Origin of the sequence: Paenibacillus sp. FSL H8-0457 (assembly GCF_038051935.1) — a bacterium.
In the GTDB taxonomy this organism is placed as follows: Bacteria; Bacillota; Bacilli; order Paenibacillales; family Paenibacillaceae; genus Paenibacillus_AQ; species Paenibacillus_AQ lautus_A.
The window spans coordinates 3,757,526-3,780,125 of record NZ_CP150293.1; the positions used below are offsets into that span (position 1 = coordinate 3,757,526).

17 protein-coding genes are annotated in these 22,600 nt (G+C 51.4%); 2 read left to right on the forward strand and 15 right to left on the reverse strand.

Annotation, left to right across the window (positions count from 1 at the left end):
• Nucleotides 1–152 precede the first annotated feature (152 nt).
• The 8 genes from MHI43_RS16520 to MHI43_RS16555 all read right to left on the reverse strand — a co-directional run bounded on the left by MHI43_RS16520 (nucleotide 153) and on the right by MHI43_RS16555 (nucleotide 11,016).
• Nucleotides 153–2,042, reverse strand: coding sequence for a sensor histidine kinase (locus MHI43_RS16520; RefSeq protein WP_036660538.1), 1,890 nt, complete (start codon nucleotides 2,040–2,042; stop codon nucleotides 153–155).
• A complete protein-coding gene (locus tag MHI43_RS16525; RefSeq protein ID WP_036660539.1) occupies nucleotides 2,035–3,675 on the reverse strand; it encodes a response regulator in 1,641 nt (546 codons plus the stop codon). Before MHI43_RS16525 ends, MHI43_RS16520 begins: the two co-directional genes overlap by 8 nt.
• A 25-nt stretch (nucleotides 3,676–3,700) precedes the next feature.
• A complete protein-coding gene (locus MHI43_RS16530) occupies nucleotides 3,701–4,957 on the reverse strand; it encodes an FAD-dependent oxidoreductase (protein WP_015735477.1) in 1,257 nt (418 codons plus the stop codon).
• Between the two features lie 68 nt (nucleotides 4,958–5,025).
• The gene (locus MHI43_RS16535) at nucleotides 5,026–6,558 is read right to left on the reverse strand and encodes an extracellular solute-binding protein (protein WP_036660540.1); all 1,533 of its coding nucleotides are present in this window, start codon (nucleotides 6,556–6,558) and stop codon (nucleotides 5,026–5,028) included.
• A 158-nt stretch (nucleotides 6,559–6,716) separates the two neighbouring features.
• On the reverse strand, nucleotides 6,717–7,592 hold the full coding sequence (locus MHI43_RS16540) for a carbohydrate ABC transporter permease (protein ID WP_036660541.1): 876 nt from the start codon (nucleotides 7,590–7,592) through the stop codon (nucleotides 6,717–6,719).
• Between the two features lie 13 nt (nucleotides 7,593–7,605).
• Nucleotides 7,606–8,553, reverse strand: a complete 948-nt coding sequence (locus MHI43_RS16545) for an ABC transporter permease subunit (protein ID WP_051425299.1) — start codon at nucleotides 8,551–8,553, stop codon at nucleotides 7,606–7,608.
• Between the two features lie 511 nt (nucleotides 8,554–9,064).
• Complete coding sequence (locus MHI43_RS16550) at nucleotides 9,065–9,841, reverse strand: hypothetical protein (protein ID WP_036660542.1); 777 nt, start codon at nucleotides 9,839–9,841, stop codon at nucleotides 9,065–9,067.
• A 359-nt stretch (nucleotides 9,842–10,200) separates the two neighbouring features.
• Nucleotides 10,201–11,016: a phytanoyl-CoA dioxygenase family protein gene (locus MHI43_RS16555; protein ID WP_036660543.1), complete on the reverse strand. Its 816-nt coding sequence runs from the start codon at nucleotides 11,014–11,016 to the stop codon at nucleotides 10,201–10,203.
• 120 nt (nucleotides 11,017–11,136) lie between these two features.
• On the opposite strand from MHI43_RS16555, the gene MHI43_RS16560 reads away from it, so the two are divergent.
• Nucleotides 11,137–11,934, forward strand: a complete 798-nt coding sequence (locus tag MHI43_RS16560; protein WP_015735483.1) for a helix-turn-helix domain-containing protein — start codon at nucleotides 11,137–11,139, stop codon at nucleotides 11,932–11,934.
• 50 nt (nucleotides 11,935–11,984) lie between these two features.
• Here MHI43_RS16560 and MHI43_RS16565 read toward each other — a convergent pair whose 3' ends face one another.
• The 6 genes from MHI43_RS16565 to MHI43_RS16590 form a co-directional block, all read right to left on the reverse strand.
• The gene (locus MHI43_RS16565; RefSeq protein WP_036660544.1) at nucleotides 11,985–13,523 is read right to left on the reverse strand and encodes an extracellular solute-binding protein; all 1,539 of its coding nucleotides are present in this window, start codon (nucleotides 13,521–13,523) and stop codon (nucleotides 11,985–11,987) included.
• A 32-nt stretch (nucleotides 13,524–13,555) separates the two neighbouring features.
• Nucleotides 13,556–14,416: a carbohydrate ABC transporter permease gene (locus MHI43_RS16570; RefSeq protein ID WP_015735485.1), complete on the reverse strand. Its 861-nt coding sequence runs from the start codon at nucleotides 14,414–14,416 to the stop codon at nucleotides 13,556–13,558.
• Nucleotides 14,410–15,312: an ABC transporter permease subunit gene (locus tag MHI43_RS16575; protein WP_235201676.1), complete on the reverse strand. Its 903-nt coding sequence runs from the start codon at nucleotides 15,310–15,312 to the stop codon at nucleotides 14,410–14,412. The genes MHI43_RS16570 and MHI43_RS16575 overlap by 7 nt, the downstream gene beginning before the upstream one ends.
• Before the next feature lie 282 nt (nucleotides 15,313–15,594).
• Nucleotides 15,595–17,376: a sensor histidine kinase gene (locus MHI43_RS16580; RefSeq protein ID WP_036660546.1), complete on the reverse strand. Its 1,782-nt coding sequence runs from the start codon at nucleotides 17,374–17,376 to the stop codon at nucleotides 15,595–15,597.
• Between the two features lie 41 nt (nucleotides 17,377–17,417).
• Complete coding sequence (locus tag MHI43_RS16585; protein ID WP_036660547.1) at nucleotides 17,418–18,962, reverse strand: response regulator; 1,545 nt, start codon at nucleotides 18,960–18,962, stop codon at nucleotides 17,418–17,420.
• Between the two features lie 54 nt (nucleotides 18,963–19,016).
• Nucleotides 19,017–21,269, reverse strand: coding sequence for an FAD-dependent oxidoreductase (locus MHI43_RS16590; protein WP_036660548.1), 2,253 nt, complete (start codon nucleotides 21,267–21,269; stop codon nucleotides 19,017–19,019).
• Nucleotides 21,270–21,425: 156 nt separating this feature from the next.
• Between MHI43_RS16590 and MHI43_RS16595 the strand changes: the two genes are divergently transcribed.
• Entirely contained in the window at nucleotides 21,426–22,229 is an 804-nt protein-coding gene (locus tag MHI43_RS16595) for an AraC family transcriptional regulator (RefSeq protein WP_341283135.1), read from the forward strand.
• 73 nt (nucleotides 22,230–22,302) lie between these two features.
• Here MHI43_RS16595 and MHI43_RS16600 read toward each other — a convergent pair whose 3' ends face one another.
• Nucleotides 22,303–22,590, reverse strand: a complete 288-nt coding sequence (locus tag MHI43_RS16600) for a hypothetical protein (RefSeq protein ID WP_036660551.1) — start codon at nucleotides 22,588–22,590, stop codon at nucleotides 22,303–22,305.
• Nucleotides 22,591–22,600: the final 10 nt, after the last annotated feature.

The window sequence follows — 22,600 nt, forward strand, 5'->3', positions numbered from 1 at the left end:
TCGATATAACAAAAAAGCCGCTATAATAGCGACTTTCTAACAGGTTCCGATACTGTGTCTCCACCCTTCAATGAGGCCGACTCAACGAATGACTTCTGCAATTATTGCTCGTAGACGATGCCAGGATAACCCCGATCCCCTATCGCATGCAGCTAAACTTTATTTTCTTCAGAAACCCGGGTGGTCATAAACTCTGCTTTCATCCGGACGGTGACAGAGGTACCCGCACTGAGTTTCGACGAGATGCTCAAGCCATACCCCTCACCAGAGTGTAGCTTGATCCGCTCGTTCACGTTAAACAAGCCGTAGGAGCTTCCGTTGCCCGTGTGATCACTAGGGCTGACTCGCTCCTCCGTCAGCAGACTGCGGGACATCTCCTCGTCCATGCCAATGCCGTTGTCCGAAATCACGAAAACGAGATCGCTTTGATCCAACTCCACCGTAATATCGATAAGCCCTTTCCGGTCCTTCGCCTTGCGTATGCCGTGCAGCAACGCGTTCTCGACAATCGGCTGCAAGATAAGCTTAGGCATGCGATATGCCTTCAACTCATCCCCCGCCGCCACCTTGAAATCGAACGAGCCGAAAAATCGGCTCTGCTGAATTTCGAGATACACCTCTGCCAGCCTCAGCTCGTCCGTAACGCTTACGATGGTATTTCCTTTATTGAGACTGAGACGGAAATACTTCGCGAGACTGTCGATCATCATACTGATGTCGGTTGCACCCTTACCGATGGCAATCCAGTTGATCGTATCCAGCGTGTTGTAAAGGAAGTGCGGATTGATCTGCGCCTGCAACGCTGACAGCTGGGCTTCCCGTTCGCGAATCTCAGCTCTGTAGTTTTCTTCGACGAGCGTACGCACCCTTAGGATCAGATGGTCGACGCTTCGCTCCAGCATATGGAAGTCACCATTAACCGCCGGTAACTCATGCAGACCGTCGATCGCTTCCTTGCCCTCCTTCCCTTCCTTTCGGATGACGGTGATCACGTGGTTGACTCGCCGGTTCATCCCCCGCACGATAATCGCCAGAAGGACAAACGGAAGGATCAGAAACAACGCGACATATTCAATCAGCGAGCGCCACTCTGACTGCTTCGTCTGTCGCTGCGTAGCGGGCGACAGCTGGGATTCCGTTCCCTGGACGACAAGCTTCCAGCCCGTCGGCGCAAGCGTCGTATACAGCACGTCGCTTTGTTCATTGTTCAGCAGAAGCGACTTTGTTCCTTCCGCCCCCTCGTTCAGCGCATCCAATAGGTGAGGATCAACCGCCTTGCCGATAAGTGCCTCATCGGGATGATAAACGATTGAGCCATCCTGAGCAACAAGGTAAACTGCTGTGCCCGGGGCGAACTGAAGATCGGATAAAATATTGGAGACGATGTCTTGACGGACGTCGATCATGAGCACACCGGACACTTTGTCATAATTATCGGGATCCCGCAGCATTCGGGCAGCAGATAATATCGTCTCATTGGAGCCGCCGAGATACGACTCCTCGTAGACACCCGTCCATACGATCCCACCGTTTCCATCGATGATGGAATGAAACCACGGTCTAACCATCAAGCTATCCAGCGTAAAGAAATTGATTCTCTCTTCTGCATACAGCTTAGATTTGTCCACGAACACCCGAACATGAAACACGTCGGAGTTAGACTGTACGGTCTCGACCAAATACCGCAAATCCTCAATCACCTTGATCTGTGTGCCGATGGACTGATCATCCGAATTAATGGATAAGTACGAATGCAGGTTTGCGTTCATGAATGCAGCGTCACTAATATCCTCGATGCGCTCCAGCCGGTAGGAGAGATTGCTCCCGGCCTGCTTTAGCGCTTGCTGCATCGTCCGAATGACCTCGCTCCTCAGAATATCCGCGGAACGCGCGTAATAACCATACAAGAAAATGCCCGCCGGAAGCACAATGAGCAGCAGATACGCGATTAACCAAGAACGGGGGATCGAGAAACGGCGAATCGCCGCTGGCTGGAGCAGCGGCGAAAGCAAGCCGGTTACGGCGACCCAGGCTCTACGCATGAGACCCCCGGTATGCGCTAGGTGTAACACCCGTTACCTTTTTGAACAGCTTTGAGAAGTAACTGGGGTCGGTATATCCGATCGCGTAACAAATATCATAAAACTTGTACTGCGGATCGCGCAGCAGCTCCTTCGCCTTATCCACGCGCACTTTAGTCAAATATTCGCCCACCGTCTGCCCCGTCTCTTGCTTAAACAGGAGACTGACGTACGTGGAAGACAAATAGACCGCCTTGCCGATATCGGCTACGGTAAGCCCGTTGTTGGCGTAGTTCTGATCGATATACCCGCGTACTCGCTCTATGACGTTTGCCACCCTGCCAGTCCGCTTCTCCCGAATGTGTTCCCCGACGGTCGCCAGATACGATTCGATCAGCCCCCGCATATCTTTTAACGTCTCCTTCGCGTACAACGCCTCTGTCAGCTCTCCCTCCATAACTTCCAGTTCGGGGTCCCCAGCGCCAAGCTCCATGAGCAGCTGTCCGATTGCGAGCACGAGCTGCATGCACAGATTGCGGCCGTACTTCAGGCCGTCCGGGCGGGTGTAGGACAAGCTGGCAAAAATCATCTCCACGGCTTCGCTAATCTTGTCCTCATCGTCCGCCTTGAGTGCGGAAATCAGCTTCTCATTGAGCTCGTAATCGTATTTCCGCATGGCGCCTTCCTCCGGCTCTGCGCTCTCCAGACTGTCCATTGTGATGATACGGTTTTTGCCGAGGTACCACTTGTAATCGACCGCTTCGCGAGCTTGCTTGTAAGCTGGCGCCAGTCCGGATAAGCCGCCTGCCATATCGCTAATGCCGATCGTCACGCCGATCTTGAGCCAGCGTTCCAGATTGGAGCGAAGATCGCCGGCCAGCGCAAACAGTGCCTCCGCCGCTTCGGATACCGAATCGCCGCCGGGCTCCGATACCTTCAGCACGCCTACAAATTCGCCGGTACGTTGCTCGAAGGCATACCCTCGCAGATGCGCATCCAGCAGCTCCTCGTAAATGTTCAGCACCGAATACCACAGCAGCTGGCGGTCGCGCTCGGAACGGCTGGCCATCACATCGGCAAGATCATCCACGCAGACGACCATCACCCAATAGGAAGCATTCACGGGCAAGTCCAATCCCAGAAACGACACCCGCTCCGCCAATTCCGACTTCGGCGCACCCTCTCTGATCATGGAGAGCAGGAACTTCTCACGCAGGAGCGGCATACCTTCCTTTAGTTTAACGAGCAGCTCCTGCTTATAAATCCGTTCGGAGCTCTCCGCGTCCAGATCGGCAACGACGCGCTTGATGACCGTACTCAGCTCCTGCAAATTAACCGGCTTAAATATATAGTCGACCGCGCTGACCTTCATCGCTGATTTAAGATAATCGGCGTCGTCGTGCCCGCTGACGAATATGATCTTCATGGCCGGATATTCGGACGAGATACACTGCGACATCGTAATACCGTCCATGTTCGGCATCCGGACATCCGTTAGTATAAGATCGGGCTGATCGCGGGCGATCATCTCAAGAGCCACGTCTCCATCATCCGCTTCGCCTGCCACTTCAATTCCGTAAGCGGCCCAATCGAAATAAGCGCGCAAGCCCGCTCGGACCGCCGGTTCGTCATCCACGATAAGCAATCGATACATCGCCCGCCATCTCCCTTCTCCTAATTTAACGGCCTAACAGTCTAGCGTCTTGATTGGCAAGCTCGGCCTGCACTTTGTCAATGTCTACTTCGCGAACGGGCACGGCGTCTTCGAGCGAGATCGCGGCCGCAATGCCTGCTGCTTGACCCAGCGCATAACAAGTCGCTTGGACGCGCATCGAAGACATTGCGACATGCGTTGCGGAAATCGATCTGCCCGCAACGAGCAGGTTGTCGATATCGCCAACAGGCACCATCGTGCGATACGGAATATCGTAGCCGTCTACGCGGCGCTCGTCGGTTGTCTTGCCCGCATCCGGGCTATGAATATCGATCTCGTAATTTGTTTGGGCGACCACATCCGGGAAACGCGTGCCGCTTACAACATCTTGTTCGGTCAACGTGTACAGCCCTTCAATTTGATTGGTCTCCCTAACACCTGTCTGCGGTGCGATGTGTGCGATGGCGTATGTCTCGAAGCCCGTTCTCTGCAAATAATGCGCGATCGAGAACACCTGCTTAAGCGCTTCGGTCTCCGCGTAATTGACTTGCTCCATATCGGCTCCGTTCGCCTTGACGCGCGACATATTAATGAGCAAAACGCCGTCTTCGCGCTGCTTCCAATATAACCTGCGCCCCTGCGGCAGATCGGATACCTCCTCGTAATAATAACAGCCTTCCGGAAGTATCTTCTCTACTGGCTTTCCCGTATCCTGCATCGTAAACATAAGTGTCATCGGCTGCGTGAGTCCATCAGACTCGCGGCCCGTGCGGTAAGGTACACCCGCATCGATGGCTACTCGCGCATCGCCCGTGCAATCGATGATGACATCGCCTTCTATCGCCCTTAGGCCTTCGCGCGTCGAGACGATAACCGAACCGATCCCGCTGCCGCTGCGGATCGTGCCCACGAATTCACAATGGAAGTAGACCGATACCCCTTCCTTTTTCATTTTGTCATTCAAGTATTGGCGAAGCAAAAATGGCGAATATTGCGGCGCGACCGATTCGTCATGGCCTGCGGGCAGATAGTCGGCCAGCATCTCCTTGATGATCTCGCGGTAGATGCCGGTCACATTGCCGACAGGCATAAACACGCTTACGTTGGCAAGCGTCCCCATCCCCCCGAGTTGAGCGGACTTCTCCAGCAAGATCACCTGTTTGCCGCGTCTCGCCGCGCCAATGGCAGCGGCCGTCCCCGCAGGTCCGCCTCCGATGACGACAACGTCGGCCTTGGCATGGGTTTTCACTTGACGTTCGAACGAATACATTGCATGTTTCATGATGATCTCTCCCTTAGATCGAAGTAGCGGTGTGAGCAAAAAAGGATCACCACCGCTTATCCTGTTTTTTATTTAGTCGTTGCGTACCAATCGTTAATTTCCTTTGAAGCCGCTTCCCCGCCCGCTGACATAAACTTGGATTGGAAGTCGGCAAGGCTATCGATGGACTCCGCGCCGGCGATCAGTTTGACCGTGTAGTCGCCAACCATGGTGCTCAATTGCTGATTCGTCTTCGAATATTGCTGCATGTACGGAGCAAGACCCAGAACGTTTTTGATTTTCACTTCGGCTGGCTGCTCGTTGTTCAGGAAGTTAAACGCATCAAACATAACCGGGTTTTTGCGAACGCGCGCTTGCCAGTATTGCGGATAGTTTTCTTCATCCGTTCCCGCCATGTAGTTATTCGCCAAGTTGCGCTCGTCGGTGAAGATCGGCTGGATTGGCTCGTATGCTCCGTCTACTACTTTATAATGCGTGCCTTCCACGCCGATCGCCATATTTTTGAACGTTTCCGGCTCCAGGCTTTCATTGATCCATTTGATCGCATCTTCCGGATGCTTTGATGCTTTCGGAATGAACGTCAGACGGTCAAATCCGGCGTTTGCCGCGAAGCCGGCTTCTCCGTTAGGCCCCTTGAGCGCCGGCACGAAAGCGAATTTGGCCTCCGGCTTGGTCTTCGCAAGGGAATCCGAGATGGCCGGAATGTCCGCCCAGTGAACAACGATGGCGCCAGCTACGCCGCTTGCGAATTTCTCCTTCGCTGTAGCGTCTTTGTTGGCTACGAATTCTCGGTCGATCAATCCTTTCTCGTACAAGTTGCCTACGTAAGCGACATAATCCTTAAATGCCGGGTCCATGACACGCGGCACGAGCTTGCCGTCTACGTCGTTCCAAGTATTGGAAATGCCGAACGCGCCTACGAGGTTGTCAATCATCGATTGGTCACCCTTGATCGTAAGTGGTACATTGCGGTCGCCGTTGCCGCCTGGGTCCTTCTCCTTGAATTGCGTGAGAACGTTTGTCAGCTCTTCGGTCGTCGTCGGCATGGACAGACCCAGCTTATCGAGCCAGTCCGTACGGATGAGTATGGAGCTGTTGATATCATACGTAACGGTTACCGGGATTGCGTATAGCTTGCCATTTACCTTAAGCGCTTCCATCGATTCGGGCTTTATAGCCGCCTTAATATTTGGGCCAAATTCGTCGATAAGCGGCGTCAGGTCGACGAGCGCACCCTTTTGCGCATAATCCGAATATAAAGCCATGTCGTTATAGGAAGTGACGATGTCATACGCTTCGCCGGAGGACATGATTAGGTTCAGCTTCTCCGCCCACTTGTCTTGAGGCAGCATATCGTATTGCACTTTATAGCCCGTTTTTTCTTCGAGCAGCTTGGCTACCGGGTATGCATTGTATTCTTCGTTCTGCCATACGTTCAGTCGCTTTAAGGCTGGCTTTTCCGCATCCGGTTTGGCCGTCGCTTCGTTGTCCGTGTTCGTTCCGTTGCCTGTGTTCGTTCCGTTGCCGGAACAAGCAGCCATAGTCATTACCAGAAGCGCAGACATGGCCATGACAGACATCAATTTGAATGCTTTTTTCATAATGAGACCCTCCTGCAATTAATATAATCTATATCATTAATTTTCCCGCAACGTCCCGATGAAGGGGCAATTCTCCGGTACCTGAAGTCATGCCTTGACGTTCATCGCCATTGCTGGAAAAGTTAATGCCTTAGGAAAGCTGCTTTACATGCCTGCCATCAACCTTTTACGGAACCGATGAGCACGCCTTTGATAAAATATTTCTGCAGGAACGGATAAACGAGCAGAATCGGAATCGTGGATGCGATGACCGTTGCTGATCGGACGCCTTCCGCAGGCACGTTCATGAGATCGTCGGCCGTCTTGTCAAGCGCCGAAGATGTATCGGCGTTCATGACGATGTCCTGTAGGTACAATTGCAACGGCTTCAGCGACGAGCTGTTGATGTACAGCATCGGGTTGAAGTAGTCATTCCAATAATAAACGGCGTAAAACAGACCAATCGTCGCAAGCACGGGACCACTTAGCGGCAAAATAATACGGAACAGAACCGTTAAATTGCTCGCGCCTTCAATTTTGGCGGATTCCTCCAGACTGGCCGGCAAGCTTTCAAAGTAGCTCTTGATGACCAGCATGTTGAACACGCTGATGAGCGCCGGCAAAATGAGGGAGCCTAGATGGTTAATGAGGCCCAACTCGCGGATGAGCAGATAGTTGGGGATGATGCCCCCGTTAAACATCATCGTGAAGATGAACAAAATGATGATGATGCCCATCCCCGGTAGCTCGCGCTTCGAGAGCGGATAAGCGGTCAGCGCCGTAATGAGCAGCGATGCGAGGGTACCGATGACTGTAATCAGCACCGATATCCAGAGCGAGTTTAGAAACTGGCTGTTCGTGACGACGAATTTCATCGTTTCGAGCTGAAAGCCGACCGGGAAAATTCCGACTCGGCCCGACAGGATGGCCCACTCTTCACTGATCGACTTGGAAAATACGTTTACAAACGGAAGCAGTGTAATAAGCCCCATCGCGATGAGCAGAACGTAGATAGAGCCATCTAGCATGAAATCTTTGACAGTTTTCCTATACATGGTCGTTCCTCCTTTACCAGATGCTGCGATTCAGGAATTTGCGGCTGAGCATGTTGCCCATGACGATTAGCAGGAATCCGACCGCTGAGTTGAATAGGCCAACCGCCGTACTGAAGCTGTAATCCTGCTGGCCGAGTCCCATCCGGTATACATAGGTGCCGATGACGTCCCCGGTCTCGTACACGAGCGGATTATACATGGTCAAAATTTGTTCCGTCCCCGCCTCCAGCAGGCTGCCGATCCGCAGGATGAACATCAACACGATGGTAGGCAGCATGCCCGGAAGCGAAATCGACCACATCTGTCTGATCCGCCCCGCCCCGTCGATGGCTGCTGCTTCGTATTGCTCCTGCTCGATACCCGCGATCGCGGCGATAAACACGATAGCGTTCCAGCCGATTTCCTTCCACCCGGCCGTGAAGACAACCAAGCTGCGGAACAGGCTGTTGTCGGTAAAAAACGAGATCGGCTCTCCGCCGAACGAACGGATGATTTCGTTCACGATACCGCCGGTAGGTGACAGGATGTTAAGGAACAACCCCGAGATAATGACCCAGGAAAGGAAATGCGGCAAATAAATGATCGTCTGGATCGTCCGCTTGAAGAACATGCGCCGCACTTCATTGAGCATAAGCGCGATGACGATCGGAATCGGGAATAAAATCGTTATTTTGTACAAGCTGATGAGCAGCGTATTTATTAATACTTGCAGAAATTCATCCGATTGCAGCAACCTCTCGAACTGCGCCATCCCTACCCACTCGCTGCCGGATATGCCGCCGAAGATGTTGAAATCCTGGAAGGCGATAACGATCCCGTACATCGGCGTGTATTTGAACAATAACAAGAACACAAGGCCCGGTATAAGCAGCAAATACATATCCAAGTTGCCTCTAATCAGCTTCCAACGCCGTCCGCCGGCGTACAGGAGAGTGCCTTCTCTTCCGCTGCGTTTGCTCACGATCTCCACCTACTTTTCTCTGTCTTGTATCTTATTGTAGGGGTGGCAGCCCAGAGGGAGTAGAGGTCGATCCTTTTATTTCTGGTCTTTTCCAACACAGTTTGCGAATGGACTTGGGACTTGGCCGGGCCCTGTAGTGTGCTGCTTTGCCAAAAATTTTAGATAACGCTTAAAGTCCTTTAAATCCTATCGGCCCCCCTAAACGATTGCCCGCTCCCACATTACAAAATAGGTATTGCGGCAGCGTCTTTAAGCTCGTTCGCCAGACGGTCATAAACGCACATTCGACCAAAACAGACGCATGTTGGGATGCCGGCATGATCAATATAAATCTGGATATGTCCGTCAGGAGCGCAGCATTACGGAGGTTCGGTTCGCCACTCATTAATCTTGTAAAAATGACCCTGATTGCACAAAGCAATAGGGTCATTTTTCTAGTGTACCTTCAAAGAATTGGTCAGCAATTTGTCCCTTACGGCAATTGCCCCAATTCTTGTCCCTCGACAGAATTCTATCGGCAAGTCAGGTTAGCCAATCGCCGTATCTCATCGCTTAACTTTCGATTGACTGGATACACCTCTTCTATGAAATTTAAAATACGAAGTGCCGATTCTGGAACATGATCGTATCCCTGAATCATATCTCCTATGATTCCAGCAAAACGCGGGTATCTCCTCTCTAGCCGCCTCTCGTTGCCGAACGGATCGGGAAAGTAGTCCACCTCTTGCTCCAGCAGATGGAGCACGGATAGAATCCGATCCACTGCGTAACCTTGAACAAACCTTGTCGCGGAGAGACGCTCTCCCCTTGCATAGCGACCAAGCCCCACGTATAGATTGGTTAACGCTTCATTCATAGGAAATTCCAAGGAATCCACTTTTAGGTTGGGGACCGGGTTGGAAGGTTTGGCGATGGCCGTATTGGAATACAGGGGGTTCTTCCATATGACTCTGCCTTCCGTATAGGTCGCATTCGCCAGCTCCCACTCCTCGAATACAGCATATTCCCCGAAAATACCATCCTCGAACAATACTTTGTAGCCAACATCCGAATTCTTAAACGCATAAGCAAGAGGGTGTACGTCCTCGAGCCAATCCAACCGGTCTATATATCGGTTTTTCTCCCTTGGCTCTACAATGACAAAGAAATCTAAATCCGAATATTCATCCAACCGTTCAGTTTCGACCCCAACGGAACCAACGCCTAATAATAAAAGAGCTCCCCCCTTGCGTTCGAGCGACTTGCCGATCTCGCCCAGCCGCTGTAACAGCAATTCTGTTCTCAACATTACGAAACCTCCCCTAGTTTTGGAATGCAAAAAGGGTCCAACCCACTTTTCAGCGAGGTTGAACCCGAAGGTTGCATTGCCTTTATTATCCTGCCATCAAGGTATCACGTATTCTTATTGCCGTCAATCGAAAAAAACTTGCCATGATTTGTAATTACGGTTCACCGCACATGATCTCAATCTATTCTGCCCTATATTTAATGGACTTTGAAGCTGCTGCCGGCGGCAAGCTGCTTCCTGGTGCGTTTGAGCTATCGTTAGGGCACCGTGGTATCAACATAACCAACCCTGACTTTCTTCATTCTTCTACCGAATACAATAGGGATGAAAATCCTTCCCATTCGAATGGATAGTGATAGCTACTTCGAGGATGGATGGATCAGCATGGATTTGAGAGGCACCATCGATTCCTCTGGAACGTAATAATTGAATTTGTTGTCGCTGATCTGTCCAAGCAGCTGGCGGCGTATCGGATCGGCGTCCATCAGCAGACTCACAGACGCCGAGTGATAGTCAATAGGACGCATCCAGATCGGGCTGTAGCCCAGGAACAGCTGCCTTCTTGTGAATGTGGAGCGATTCGGCGAGCCAGCATGCCACAAGTTTTGGGCGAACACGAAGACGTCACCTGGTTTTCCGCACACTTGTACCTCTCCGTCAAGCTGCTGGCGCACATCCTTGTGATTCGGATTGTACGGCTGCTTGTGACTGCCCGGAATCACTTTCGTATTGCCGCGATCCGGCTCTGACATATCGCTCAAAATATAACAAACCTTAATATAATAGGTTGCCGTCAAGCCGTTAATGACAGGAAACTGCGGATGCGGACCGTCTTGATGCCAATCGATAAAGCTGTGCGTGTCCGTTTGGGTTTCGCTTGGATTCGGTTGTCTGATCGTGAGGTGGGAGATATGAAGCTGGATGTTGTGGCCAAGCAAATTAACGATTAACGGAAGAATGGCAGGCTGATCGATTAATGCAGCAATCTCGGCATGGCGTTCTACGCTGTTATAAATATTGTGCGAAAGCGCTTCCGGTTCAATCGAGATAATTTCGTCGATCGCGGCATTCAGCCGGCTTACCTCTTCCTGCGACAAAATATCTGGTATAACCAAATACCCCTGTTCATGAAATTGCTCCATTAATTTCGGTATTTCCAAATGGGCTGTCTTCATCCTTTATACCTCCTACTTGTATTTAATTATATTATATTTGCCGAACCATCATGTTATAATGTAAGAAAAATCGATTTCCCTTGTAAATAATTTCAATATACGAAAGGGTGTTGTCATGCAATGGAGTTCAGCGGATTTCTCGATCCCGATTTGCAATACCATGTCTACGTGAAGGATACCCCTCAATTTCAGAAAACGCATGATACATATGATCATTGGGCGTTGTTCATCGTCGAAGAAGGCGCTTTTAATTACAGAATGGGCAGCCAAAGCGGAAGGGCGGTCAAGGATGACATCGTATTATGCCCGCCCGATCTAACCTTCTACCGGCAAACGGACGGTTTATCATTCCATCTCATGGGGTTTCAATGGATCAATTCCCTAGAGGGGCCGCCGCGTGCGGCGGATTTCCCGACTTTCGGCAAGCTTCGGCTATTGAACCACAAACGCTTCCAATCCACCCTCTCTCAATTTCGCGAAGCCCAATACTTGCATGCAGGGATTGGTCATACGTACAAGAAACATCTTCTCAGGGATCTGCTCTATTTGCTTCAGATTGAGCAATCTGAGCAGCATACGATGACCTTGTTCAGCGAGGATCCGACCCTTGGGCGAGCCCTGCATTTGCTTCAGCAGCAAGCAGAATTCGGTCTATCGTTGAAGTCGATCGCTGTGGAGCTTGGTCTAACCCAGGTGCAACTGACAAGACTGTTTACACGCGAGTTCCGCATAACGCCAAGCGCCTACGCGACTAATCTTAGAATGGACAAGGTGAAGCAACTCCTTGTATACTCTTCGCTTACCCTTGCCCAAATCGCCGAGCATTGCGGATTTACCGACGAACATCATTTAAGCAAAAGCTTCAAAAAACTGTGCGGCGTCAATCCTTCGTCGTACCGAAAAACGCATAGCGTATAATAGAACAGGCCGACCTGCATCGAATGAGGTCGGCCTTTCGTTCCCGTTATTTAGTCCCCGTAACCGAGCGCCTTGAGCTGTTCCATGGCGCTGTCCACTAACGCTTTGTAGTTCATGGACGTTTCCAGCGTCTTGATAAAGTCATCGTATTCGGTCAATGGACGTTTATCGTAAATAAACTTCGCGATCTCCTCTTCCATGTACCGATTCGCATCGGCAGGGTTATACCCCTCCGGATTGTCGACAAATCCGTTCAACGCTTCAATACGGGGTTGATCGTTCGCGAATTCGATTGCAGCCGATTGTGCGGCGAACTTCGCTTGCAAATACTCCATTTCCGGTCTGCCGGTGAATTGGTACAGCCAAGAATGGCCGACTTCGCCCGCTTTGTCCGTCATCTTAGGCTTGCCATCCTCAAGTGTGAAGTGCGTATCCTTCACCCCGAACTGCACGAGCAGCGAGCCTCCGTCCGGATTCGAAATATAGTTGAGCAGATCGAACACCCGCTGCAGTTTCTCCGGGTCTTTCTCAAGCGCTTTCGGAATGGCATATCTCCCAGGCGCCGCGCCGATATCCCACGAACCGTCGAATTGTCCTCCTGTACCAGAAGGAGCGGCGATTTGCAGCCATTCCGCATTCGGATTAACGGTTTTGATCTGTTCCACGAACTGCTCCTTCGTCATGTTCGGCCAATCGATATAGACGATGCCCGCCTGCCCTTTGATCGCCTTCTCCTGATGCTGCAAACCGCTGTTGGCCAGCAGCTCCGGATCAACCGATCCGGATCCAATCATGTCCTTAATAAAGGCCAAAGCATCTTTCATTGCCGGCTCATGAAGCGCATTGACGACTTTGCCGTCCTTCTCGTAGAAGTTGCCTGGCATTCCGACGCCGAAGGCTCCGAAAACGGTCGAGAATGCACTCAGCTTGCTGCCCGTTAGACCAAAGGTATCCGGCTTGCCATTACCATCCGGATCGTTCTTAGTGAACGCATCCGCTACGGAAGCCAACTGTTCCACGGTCGTCGGCACTTCCAGCTTCAGCTTGTTGAGCCAATCCTTGCGGATCCATAAGGTATTGTATGGGATTTGCGGAGATTTGGAGATGCCATATACTTTCCCGTCGACCATCCCCTTCTTGACGCTGTCCTCCCCGATGAACGCTACCGTTTGCTCCAATTTATCCATATACGGCGTCAGATCGAGCAGCAGCCCTTGCTTGGAAAATTGAATTAACTGCTGCCGGTCGACCATGAACAGGTCGGGAAAGTTCCCCGAGGACATCCGAACGTTTAGTTGATTGTTGTAATCGTCCGCTGCTGGATATACTGTCAGGTTCAGGTCGATATTCAGCGCCTTATCCAATTCCTGCTTAATGATGTCTTTATCGGGTGACGGAAGATTGTTCCCCGTCTCGATAATGTCGAGCTTAACCGGTTTGCCGCTAGGCTGCTCCGTCGTTTCCGTTCCGGGCTTGGCGGTAGCGCCCGAAGGATTTCCCGGATTATCGCTGCTGTTTCCACCCGAACACGCCGTAAGCATGGCCCCCGCTAATGAAACGGCTACGAGCAAAGTCCTTAATTTCTTCATGATCTTAACCCCTCTCTGAATGGTTTCATCGGTTAACCTTTAATCGAACCAAGCAGCATCCCTTTTGTAAAATGCTTTTGAAGAAACGGATAGATCACGATGACCGGCAAGCTCGCAATCATGACGGATGCCATTTGCATCGTCTGCGTCGGCATCATATTTTCCGCGTTCTCCAGCGGCTGCTGGCTTTGCATCAGAATTTCCCGGACGACGACCTGCAGCGGATACAGCGTGCGATCGGTCACATAAAAAATCGCTTGAAAAAACTCGTTCCAATGGCCGACCAGGTAAAACAATCCAACCGTCAGCAAGACAGGAACGGAAAGCGGCGTAACGATTTGCAGCAGGATGCGGAACTCTTTGGCTCCATCCATTCGGGCCGACTCGAACAGCTCCTCCGGGAGCCCTTCAAAAAAGCTTTTCATAATAAGAACGTTAAAGCTCCAGACTGCATTCGGCAGAATCATCGCCCAGATCGAATCGAGCAGCCCCATCGACTTAACGACCAGATAGGTCGGAATAAGCCCTCCGCTGAACAACAAGGTGAACACGATCATGAGAAGAAAAAAGTTTCTTCCCGGCAAATTCCGGCGACTAAGCGGGTACGCCATCAGTCCCGTCAAGACGAGATTGACCGCTGTTCCGATCACCGTAATGAGAACGGTTATTTGGAACGCCTTCGGAATATTGGACTCCGTCAGCAGCGTGCGGTAAGCGGAAAACGTAATTTCCTTCGGGAACAATATGAATCCGCCGTTACGCAGCACTTCTCCGAACGGAGTGATGGATACGGATACGACATAAAGGATCGGCAGAATGGCGACAAGTCCGCATATTCCGAGAATGACGTATATGATTGCGTTAAAAATTTTATCATCGAGGCCTCTTACCATATGCCCTCACCCCATTTCTTCGCCACACGGTTAGCTCCTAGCACAAGGATGAGTCCAATGACCGATTTGAACAATCCGACTGCCGACGCCAAACTGAAATTAAGCTGCTGCAGACCGGTTCGGTAAACCCATGTGTCGATGATGTCCGCAACCGGGTATACCTGAATATTGTACAGAATGTAAATTTGATCAAAGCCTGCATCAAGCAGATGGCCAAGCTTCAGAACGAACAGCAGGACGATAATGCTTCTAATGCCAGGAAGCGTAATATGCCAGATCATTCGCATTCGGCTCGCACCATCCACCTTCGCCGCCTCGTAAAGCGTCGGATCGATGCCCGCCATCGCGGCTAAATAGATAATCGCACCCCAGCCGAGATTTTGCCATACCTCCGATCCAACCAGTATGCTGCGGAAATATTCCGTCGAGGTCAGAAACGGGATCGAGCTTCCCCCCGCTTCCACAATCCAGCGGTTGATGAGACCGCCGTTCTGGGATAAGAGCGTCAAAAGAATGCCGAAAATAATGACCCAAGACAAGAAGTGCGGCATGTAGGTCAGCGTTTGTACAATCGACTTCAGCCAGCGAATGCGGCATTCGTTCAGCAGTACGGCCAGCATGATCGGCGGCAGCGTCCCCCATAACAGCTTGTAGAGGCTGATCAAAAGCGTATTGGTCAGCAGTTGACTGAAGTAAGGCGACTCGTAAAAGCTCTGAAAATGCTTATACCACGGATCAACCCACGAGCTGCCCGTTATGCCGTCCAGGATTGCAAAATCTTTGAAAGCGATAATGACTCCGTACATCGGGAAGTATCGAAATATGACAAAATAAATAATGCCGGGCAGCAGCATGATGTAAAAGGCTTTAAACCGCCATGCTAACTTTAAAATCATGAGCAGCCTTGTCCGCAGAGAAAACCGTATCCGAGGGGCTGGCGTTAGGCTATGATTGGCTTCCATCGTATCCCTCCCCAGTGTGAATGCGCTTCCAATAAGGTAAGTATAAAGGTCCTCACGTCTCCTCGATATACACAAAAACGTAAAAAATGTAAGCATTTCCTTCATCATCATTAACATCGAATATGGATCCATCTGCATCAATATCAACGATAAATGAGTAAAGGCTGTCACGAATGGTCTGAAGAAACCACGTGACAGCCTTGGTATCGTTTTTGGTTAACGCCAAATACCTAATCGTTCGTCGCTTTCCATCAGGACGGGCATATCGACGCGGACCACAGTACCTGCCCCTTCCGCGCTTCCGATCCGCAAGCCGTACGTCTCGCCGTGATGGATCCGAATTCGCTCATGCACGTTCCGCAGCCCGATGCCCGTAAACCGGTACATGGAGCCCTGCCCACCGTCCTGATTTTCCAACAGCAGCCTGCTTCGCTTCTCCCGCCTGATGCCTATTCCGTTATCGCGCACATAGAGTCTCAGAATCCCCTTCCTCAGCCCGCCATTCACGACGATAAGCCCGCCGTGATTCGGCGTTAGTCCATGGAAGAGTGCATTTTCTACGAGCGGCTGCAGCGTAAGCTTAAGTATGCGATACTGCAGAAGATCAGGATTGATATCAATCCTAAACTGATATTGTTCCCCAAAGCGCACCTGCTGAATATGCATGTACATTCGCAGCCCTTCCAGCTCCTCCTCAAGGGATACGTATTCTGATTGCTTGTCGAAGCTGAAGCTTAACAGCTTGACCAGTGAACGAATCGTATCGCGTAACTCGTCGATACGCTGCTGCTTTGCCAAGCTGCTTATGCAGGCAAGGGTATTATACAGAAAATGGGGCGCAATCTGGCTTCGCAGCATCTTCAGCTCGTATTCCTTCTTCTGCTCCTCCGCATTTTTCGTCTTTTGGAGCAGGCTCTGAATCCTCTCGAGCATGGCATTGTAGCTCTGCGTTAGCTTGCCGATTTCGTCCATTCTCGTAACAGGCAGCTTCGCCACAACCTCAAAGTTGTTAAGACGGTCCATCTTCTCGACAAATCGGCGAATCGGATGTGTGAACGATCGGCTGAGCAGATACGCACTGATCAGAAGCATAATGATCCATACGATACTCGCGGTCCGGTAGTTGTTGTTCAGCCTCTGAAGGTCCTGATAGAAATAATCCTCTTCGATGAACGCCGCAAGCGACCAGCCTAGACGGTTTTTGGTCGACTTCACGGCAACGAGCGGATTCAAAGAATCCCCTTCTATGCCGCTTACGCCGACTTTGAGCAAGGCGAGCTGCCCGCGAAAGCTCTCCTCCAGCTTCGGCGGATACGAGGCGGCTTGGAAGGGGAGCAGCTTATCGCGGGAATCCAGCCGATTAATGACGCTGCCTTCCTTCGTGAACAGTATATAAGATTGATAGATCATCGGCGCAATACGCTCTGTGAGCAAATCGAGATTAAGTTCGGCGACTACGACACCCTTCACCTTTTTGCCAGCATCCGCAATAGGCAGTACGTAAGCAAGCGTTCGCCCCGACATTGGCGAATCATAAGGTTCGCTCACGTTAATGGCCCCGTAGTTAATAAGCGCCAGCTCATAGAGCTGATTCAGATTTGGATTGCCGATGATGTCATAAACGACCTGCGAGCTTGCAAATACTTGGCCGTCAGCTCGAATCATGTACAAAGTTCTGGCGATGGAGTTGTTAATCCCCGCAAACTTGCGAAGCGTCTCGACGGCTGCCACCTCATTCCCTTCCTCCAGCAAATCGGCGCGGGTCGAGAGTAGCAGCAGCATATTTTCCACATTGTCCAAACTTGCATCGATATATTGATTCGTCCGGCTGACGAGCAGCTCTGCATCGCGAATGACTTGATTCTGAAGCAGACTTTCAGCCTCGTGGAGGTTTCGCCATGCAAGCACTTGAACGAGCAGCAGCGTCACGATGAACAAATAAATAAACTGCTTGGTAGCGAGACCAAGGCTGGCATACCAATGAAACAGTTTCGTCATTATCCCCCTTCTTTCGCGCCCGTTCTGACGCTCCCATGCTCTCAGCCATTCCGTTTATAGTCCGTCGGCGATACCCCGGTCCAATTTCGAAACGTAACGGTAAAATAGCGGTAGCTCGGAATGCCGACCTCTTCCGCGATCTCATATACCTTCTTATTCGAATGCCTAAGAAGCTCAATCGCCTTCTCCATACGAAGACGGGTAATATACTGATTGACCGTACTCCCCGTTTCCTCGCGAAACAATTTGCTGATATAGTGTGGGCTCAATCCTACCTGCTCTGCAATAACGGGCAGTGAGATCGGCTCCTTGAGATGGTCTTTGATCCATTGCACGGCCAACCGAATCTCAAAGCGCGAACGCGACTTCCCTAGCTCGACAGCTTCCATAACCTGAACAATATTGGTAATCATCTCGGCTAACGTTCCTGCGTCCATTAATAGCCCCATACGGACTGCGCTTAGGTCAGCGCCCTCTTGCTGCCTGTGCCAGTCAACCTGCCAATGGAGTATCCGTTCCTTCAGTTGACTTGGCTTCACTCGCTCAGCGATGCACCAATCCCTGAACTCGCCAAGCAAGCATTCCTTCAAGCTCGCAAGAGACAATGATGCTTTTCTCAGCATCTCGTTTAATTCCTTCGTTTTCTTTTCCGTCAGATCCGATAGAGGCAGCGAATGCTGCGCGTACACAGCGCTTTCCTCGGGACATCGGTCGTAAAACAGCGCATCTTTCCACTCGTTCGAATAGGCGAGCGCCGATGCAATTTCTTCCTTCGATGTGACCGGTTTGCTAAATAGGGCACATACTGTCGCCCACCGTCCCTGCTTGGTCTCTTCCCTATTCAACAGCTCCGTCAAATGCTGAACGACCGTGCGGAGTGACTCTAGAACAGCATTGGCAGAAGTTCTGCCTTCAAGCAGAACAAAATATTCCCGCTCCCGTACCGTCAGCCAAGTCAGCCAAGTTGGATCCCTTTTTTCCTGCTCGGTCAGTCTCTGCCGAACCGTTTCCTTCACGGGTAGATAGGCAAATGGAGGAATGTCTAGCTGAAGTCGTACCAGCCGAATCGGACGATCTACGCTTAGCGTCATCGATTGCCAATCGGAGCCGGCTGGCTCTTGCCCATGAAGCAGCTTGCCGAATAAGGCGGCTTGCAGCTGCCTCTGTTCCCTTCTCGCATGCTCCTGCACCATGCGCTCCTTGATGACCGCAGCTCTCACTTTGTCCATCGCCTGCTTAAGCTCTTCTTCCTCCAATGACACCTTCAAAATATATTCAAGCGCTCCAAGACGGAGCGCTTCTTGTACGTAATGAAAATCGCTGTGACAGGTTAACAATATGATCTGAACGTGCGGGTGCCGCTTCCGGAGTTCCCGAATGAGAGCAATGCCGTCCATAACCGGCATCGTAATATCCGTTATCACGACATCTGGCGTGCGTTCAGCACATAGCTGCATCGCTTCCGAGCCGTTGCTCGCTTCCCCTATCCATTCGGCTCCGCACGCCTCCCATGGAAATAGCCGAAGCTCTTGCCGCAGAGGAATTTCATCTTCAACGATCAATACGCCAAGCGGCTTTATGACCATGATATCCTCTCCTTTACGCCCTAAAATGAAAGCGCTATCATTTATTTTATTCCATTATAGAGCATAAACTCTCATTTCGGCAACCTCCGCGCGTGGTCCTCCGTTCGTTTCGTCGATCCATAGTCTAATCGTATGCGACGAGATGGAACGGCTGAGCTTATGCACTTTTTTGCGCTTATGGTTGTGCTTCTCTTCAGCCAGTGTAACCCACTCCTCACCGATGAGCGCCTCGATCCGATAAGCTCGGACGAGCTCGGGAATCGCTTCGAAAGCCGTGCGATGATGGTGCAAATTGATTAAATCTTCATTAACGTCGTCGTTAAAGGTGACGTGGATCTCGGCGATCGATTGCACTTCAGCCCACTCCAGCTGCAGCCATTCCGGTTTGCCTGGAGACATCGGCTCGGACATCCATAAATGCGGACCGGCGAACGGCCGAATATACCCGTCCGTCACCGCTGCGGCAGCGTACGCTTCCGTATTTGGCGTAACCTGCAGACACAGCGGCTTGCGGTTCCAACGGCGCATGCTCCACTGTACGACCGGCTGATCCGGTTGACGATCCTCTAAAAGCGTAGAGACGATCGGCTTTGGCCCCTTCTCAAAGCACAGCACGCCGGTCATCGGACAATCCAATCCGTGTAGCTGAATCGCTTCGTTCGCCTTAATAATAAGGAATGCATTACAGGCTGCATCGGGCTGCCAAAATAAGTCCAGCTTAACCCACTGCCCGGTACCTTCGGCTACTGACACCGATGCTTCAGCTACCATCTGCTTTGGCACGTAGTTTTCACCTTTATCCGTATGCCACAGCTCCACTTCAAGAGTAGCAGCCTTTGCCGCATCGATCAGCAGCTTCACTGATTCAAGCGAGGGATTCACGGGAAACAGGATGCCCAGTTCTTTATCCAACGGGTGCGTATAGGTTGAGTCCGTCAGCGAAACTTTGGTCATTGTGCTGGATGCCGTAATACGGGCCGACTTGGCGTGATCGTAAGGGTCGTCTGCCGCGATTCCGATAATCGACGCATCCTGCCTGAGCATCGTCTGCTGCAGGTCGTTCATATGGTCACGGTGCAACGCACGCGGCGATATCCCTTTCTGCACGCACAGTGCGGCACCGCTTCCGGCTGCTTCGCCGATGACCGCACAGGTTGCCATTACCCTCGTGGTACCGAATGCGACGTGAGTTGCGCTGATATCGCGGCCTGCGAACATCAGATTGCTGACGTTGCTGGAGTACAGACACCGAAATGGAATATGATAGATGCCGTCCGAAAATAAATGCTTTGAACCGCTCTCTGTCGAATACATGCCTTGCGGCGGATGAAGATCTATCGACCAACCTCCGAAGGCGATGCGATCGGTGAAGGGCACCTGCGCGATAATATCGTTTTGGTTCAACATATAATCTCCTGTGAATCGGCGATACTCCCGTTTGCCAGGGAGCGATCCGACCCATTCCAGCGTCATGCGATCGGCATCGAAATTGCCGGAGTTTTTGATATAATCCCATACCCCGTAAATGACCGACCAGAGCTCATCGCGTATTCGTTCATTATCATGCACCGTATCCAGCTCGCCGCCCCATTCGATCCACCAATAGTGGCAGCCTGAGTCGCCGCTGCGAATGACCCGCTTCATCGGGATCGCCGTTTGCGTAATGTCCTTCGCAAAGCTCGGCGGAATGTACTTGACCGGCCGATCGGCTTCCTTCGTATAGAACAGGAGCGTGCTGCCAAGCGTAATATCGTCCGCCGTCTCCGGTGCCCAGTCCTCGTTGTATTCCTCTGCGGCCTCGCGGCCGATCCGATATTTAGCGCCTGCCAAAAAACCCGCAAGGCCATCTCCTGTACAATCTATGTACATATCGCTTTCAAACCGGATTTTCCGCTCGGAGCCCATCATCCAGCCCGTGACCGACTTAATGATGCGCTCCTCCTCCGTGCCCTCTGCTTCGACCTCGTGCACATCCGTATTGAGAAACAAGGCAATGTTCGGCTCTGCTCGGACCGTCTCGAGTACGACGAGATCCCATAAATACGGATTTCCATCCGGGTTCCGGAATTGATTCTCGACGAACATTTCTCCCATGATGCCGGTTTCTCTCGCGTAACGCTGCGTACCATGCGCCGTAGCACCGCATACCCACACCCGTACCTCGCTGCTAGAATTGCCTCCGAGTACGGGTCTGTTGTTCACGAGCGACACGGTTTGGCCAAGACGTGCCGCTGCAACGGCAGCGCATACGCCGGCCAGGCCTCCGCCAATAACGGTAATGTCGGATTTTACTAATTCAAACTTCAATCGAATCCCCCCATGCTTAGAATTACTATCATCTTAATCGAGGGGGTCGTTATTTAACATGCACTGCGCTATCATATTGGCATATACTTTATTTCATTCTGGAGGCGGATTGCCGTGATGATGTTAAATCGAAGCCCCATCCTATATCCTAGTCTAATGCATCATGTCTTTTGGAATCATAAGAAGCAATTTCAATACAGCGTGGACACCTACGGACATTGGGTTCTATTTGCGGTGGAGGGCGGCAGCTTCCGTTATGGGATCGGCGATAGCGAAGGTACGGCGCAGATGGGCGACGTCATCGTTTGTCCGCCGGGCATCGATTTTCATCGCGACGTTATCCATGCGCCGTCCTTTCATTTCATCGGATTTTGGTTAGGCTTTATATCGGGAGAGGCGGTTGAAGGGCAAGAGGCAGTGCAGGACGTCCACCATCGTTTAGCGGCTTCTGCCTACAAGCCCGCCGTCGCGCATAAGGAGAGGTTTGCCGATAATTTGAGATATTTCAAGAGGCAGGACGAAGCTGCCGCGGAGATCGATCAGCGGAGCTATTGGCAAAACCATGCGCTGAACGATATTTGGCTCTTTTCTTTGCAGTCGATAGCGGTCGGTGTGGTTGGCGAAGACAAAAAACCTGCCGATCCTCTGATGGAACAAGCACGGCTCTATATCCAGCAGAACGCCTATAAGGACATGAGCATGCTGGTGCTTGCGGACGAGCTGGGCATCAGTCCCGTTCAGCTCACCCGCAGATTCACACGAAGCGTGGGGATGACTCCTTCGCGCTATTTAAGCCATATTAGGCTGGAGCAAGCAAAGTCCTTGCTCGTCGATACCCATCTGAATTTAGAGCAGATCGCATTAGCTTGCGGCTTCAACAATGGCTTCTACCTCAGCCGCGTGTTCACGAAGCTGATGAAAGTCAGTCCTTCCGCTTACCGGAAAACGAACCGGGTCTAATGCCTGCAACAATCCCCTCTATTCAATAGAAGGAAGCGACAGGACAAATACACTTCCTTGTTCCGAGCTTTCCCTAATCGTTAGCTGCCTGCCTTGAGCTTGCGCCAACTGCCTGCGAACGTATGGCCAAGACCTGGCCGCGAACGGCATGCTTCTTGTTCTCGCCGCGGATGAACCGCTCGAAGATATTCTTCCTGTTGCGGCAGTGGTATGCCTTGACCGTTGTCAGACACCACGCATCGTCTCTCTCGCTTAGGGAGACGGAGATGCTAAGCGGCCGATCCGGATGAAGGGACTGTACGATATTATTGAGTAAAACCCGTAATGTCTTCCAGTCCTTCTTCCATTTTGAATTCCTCATTTGCCTGTAT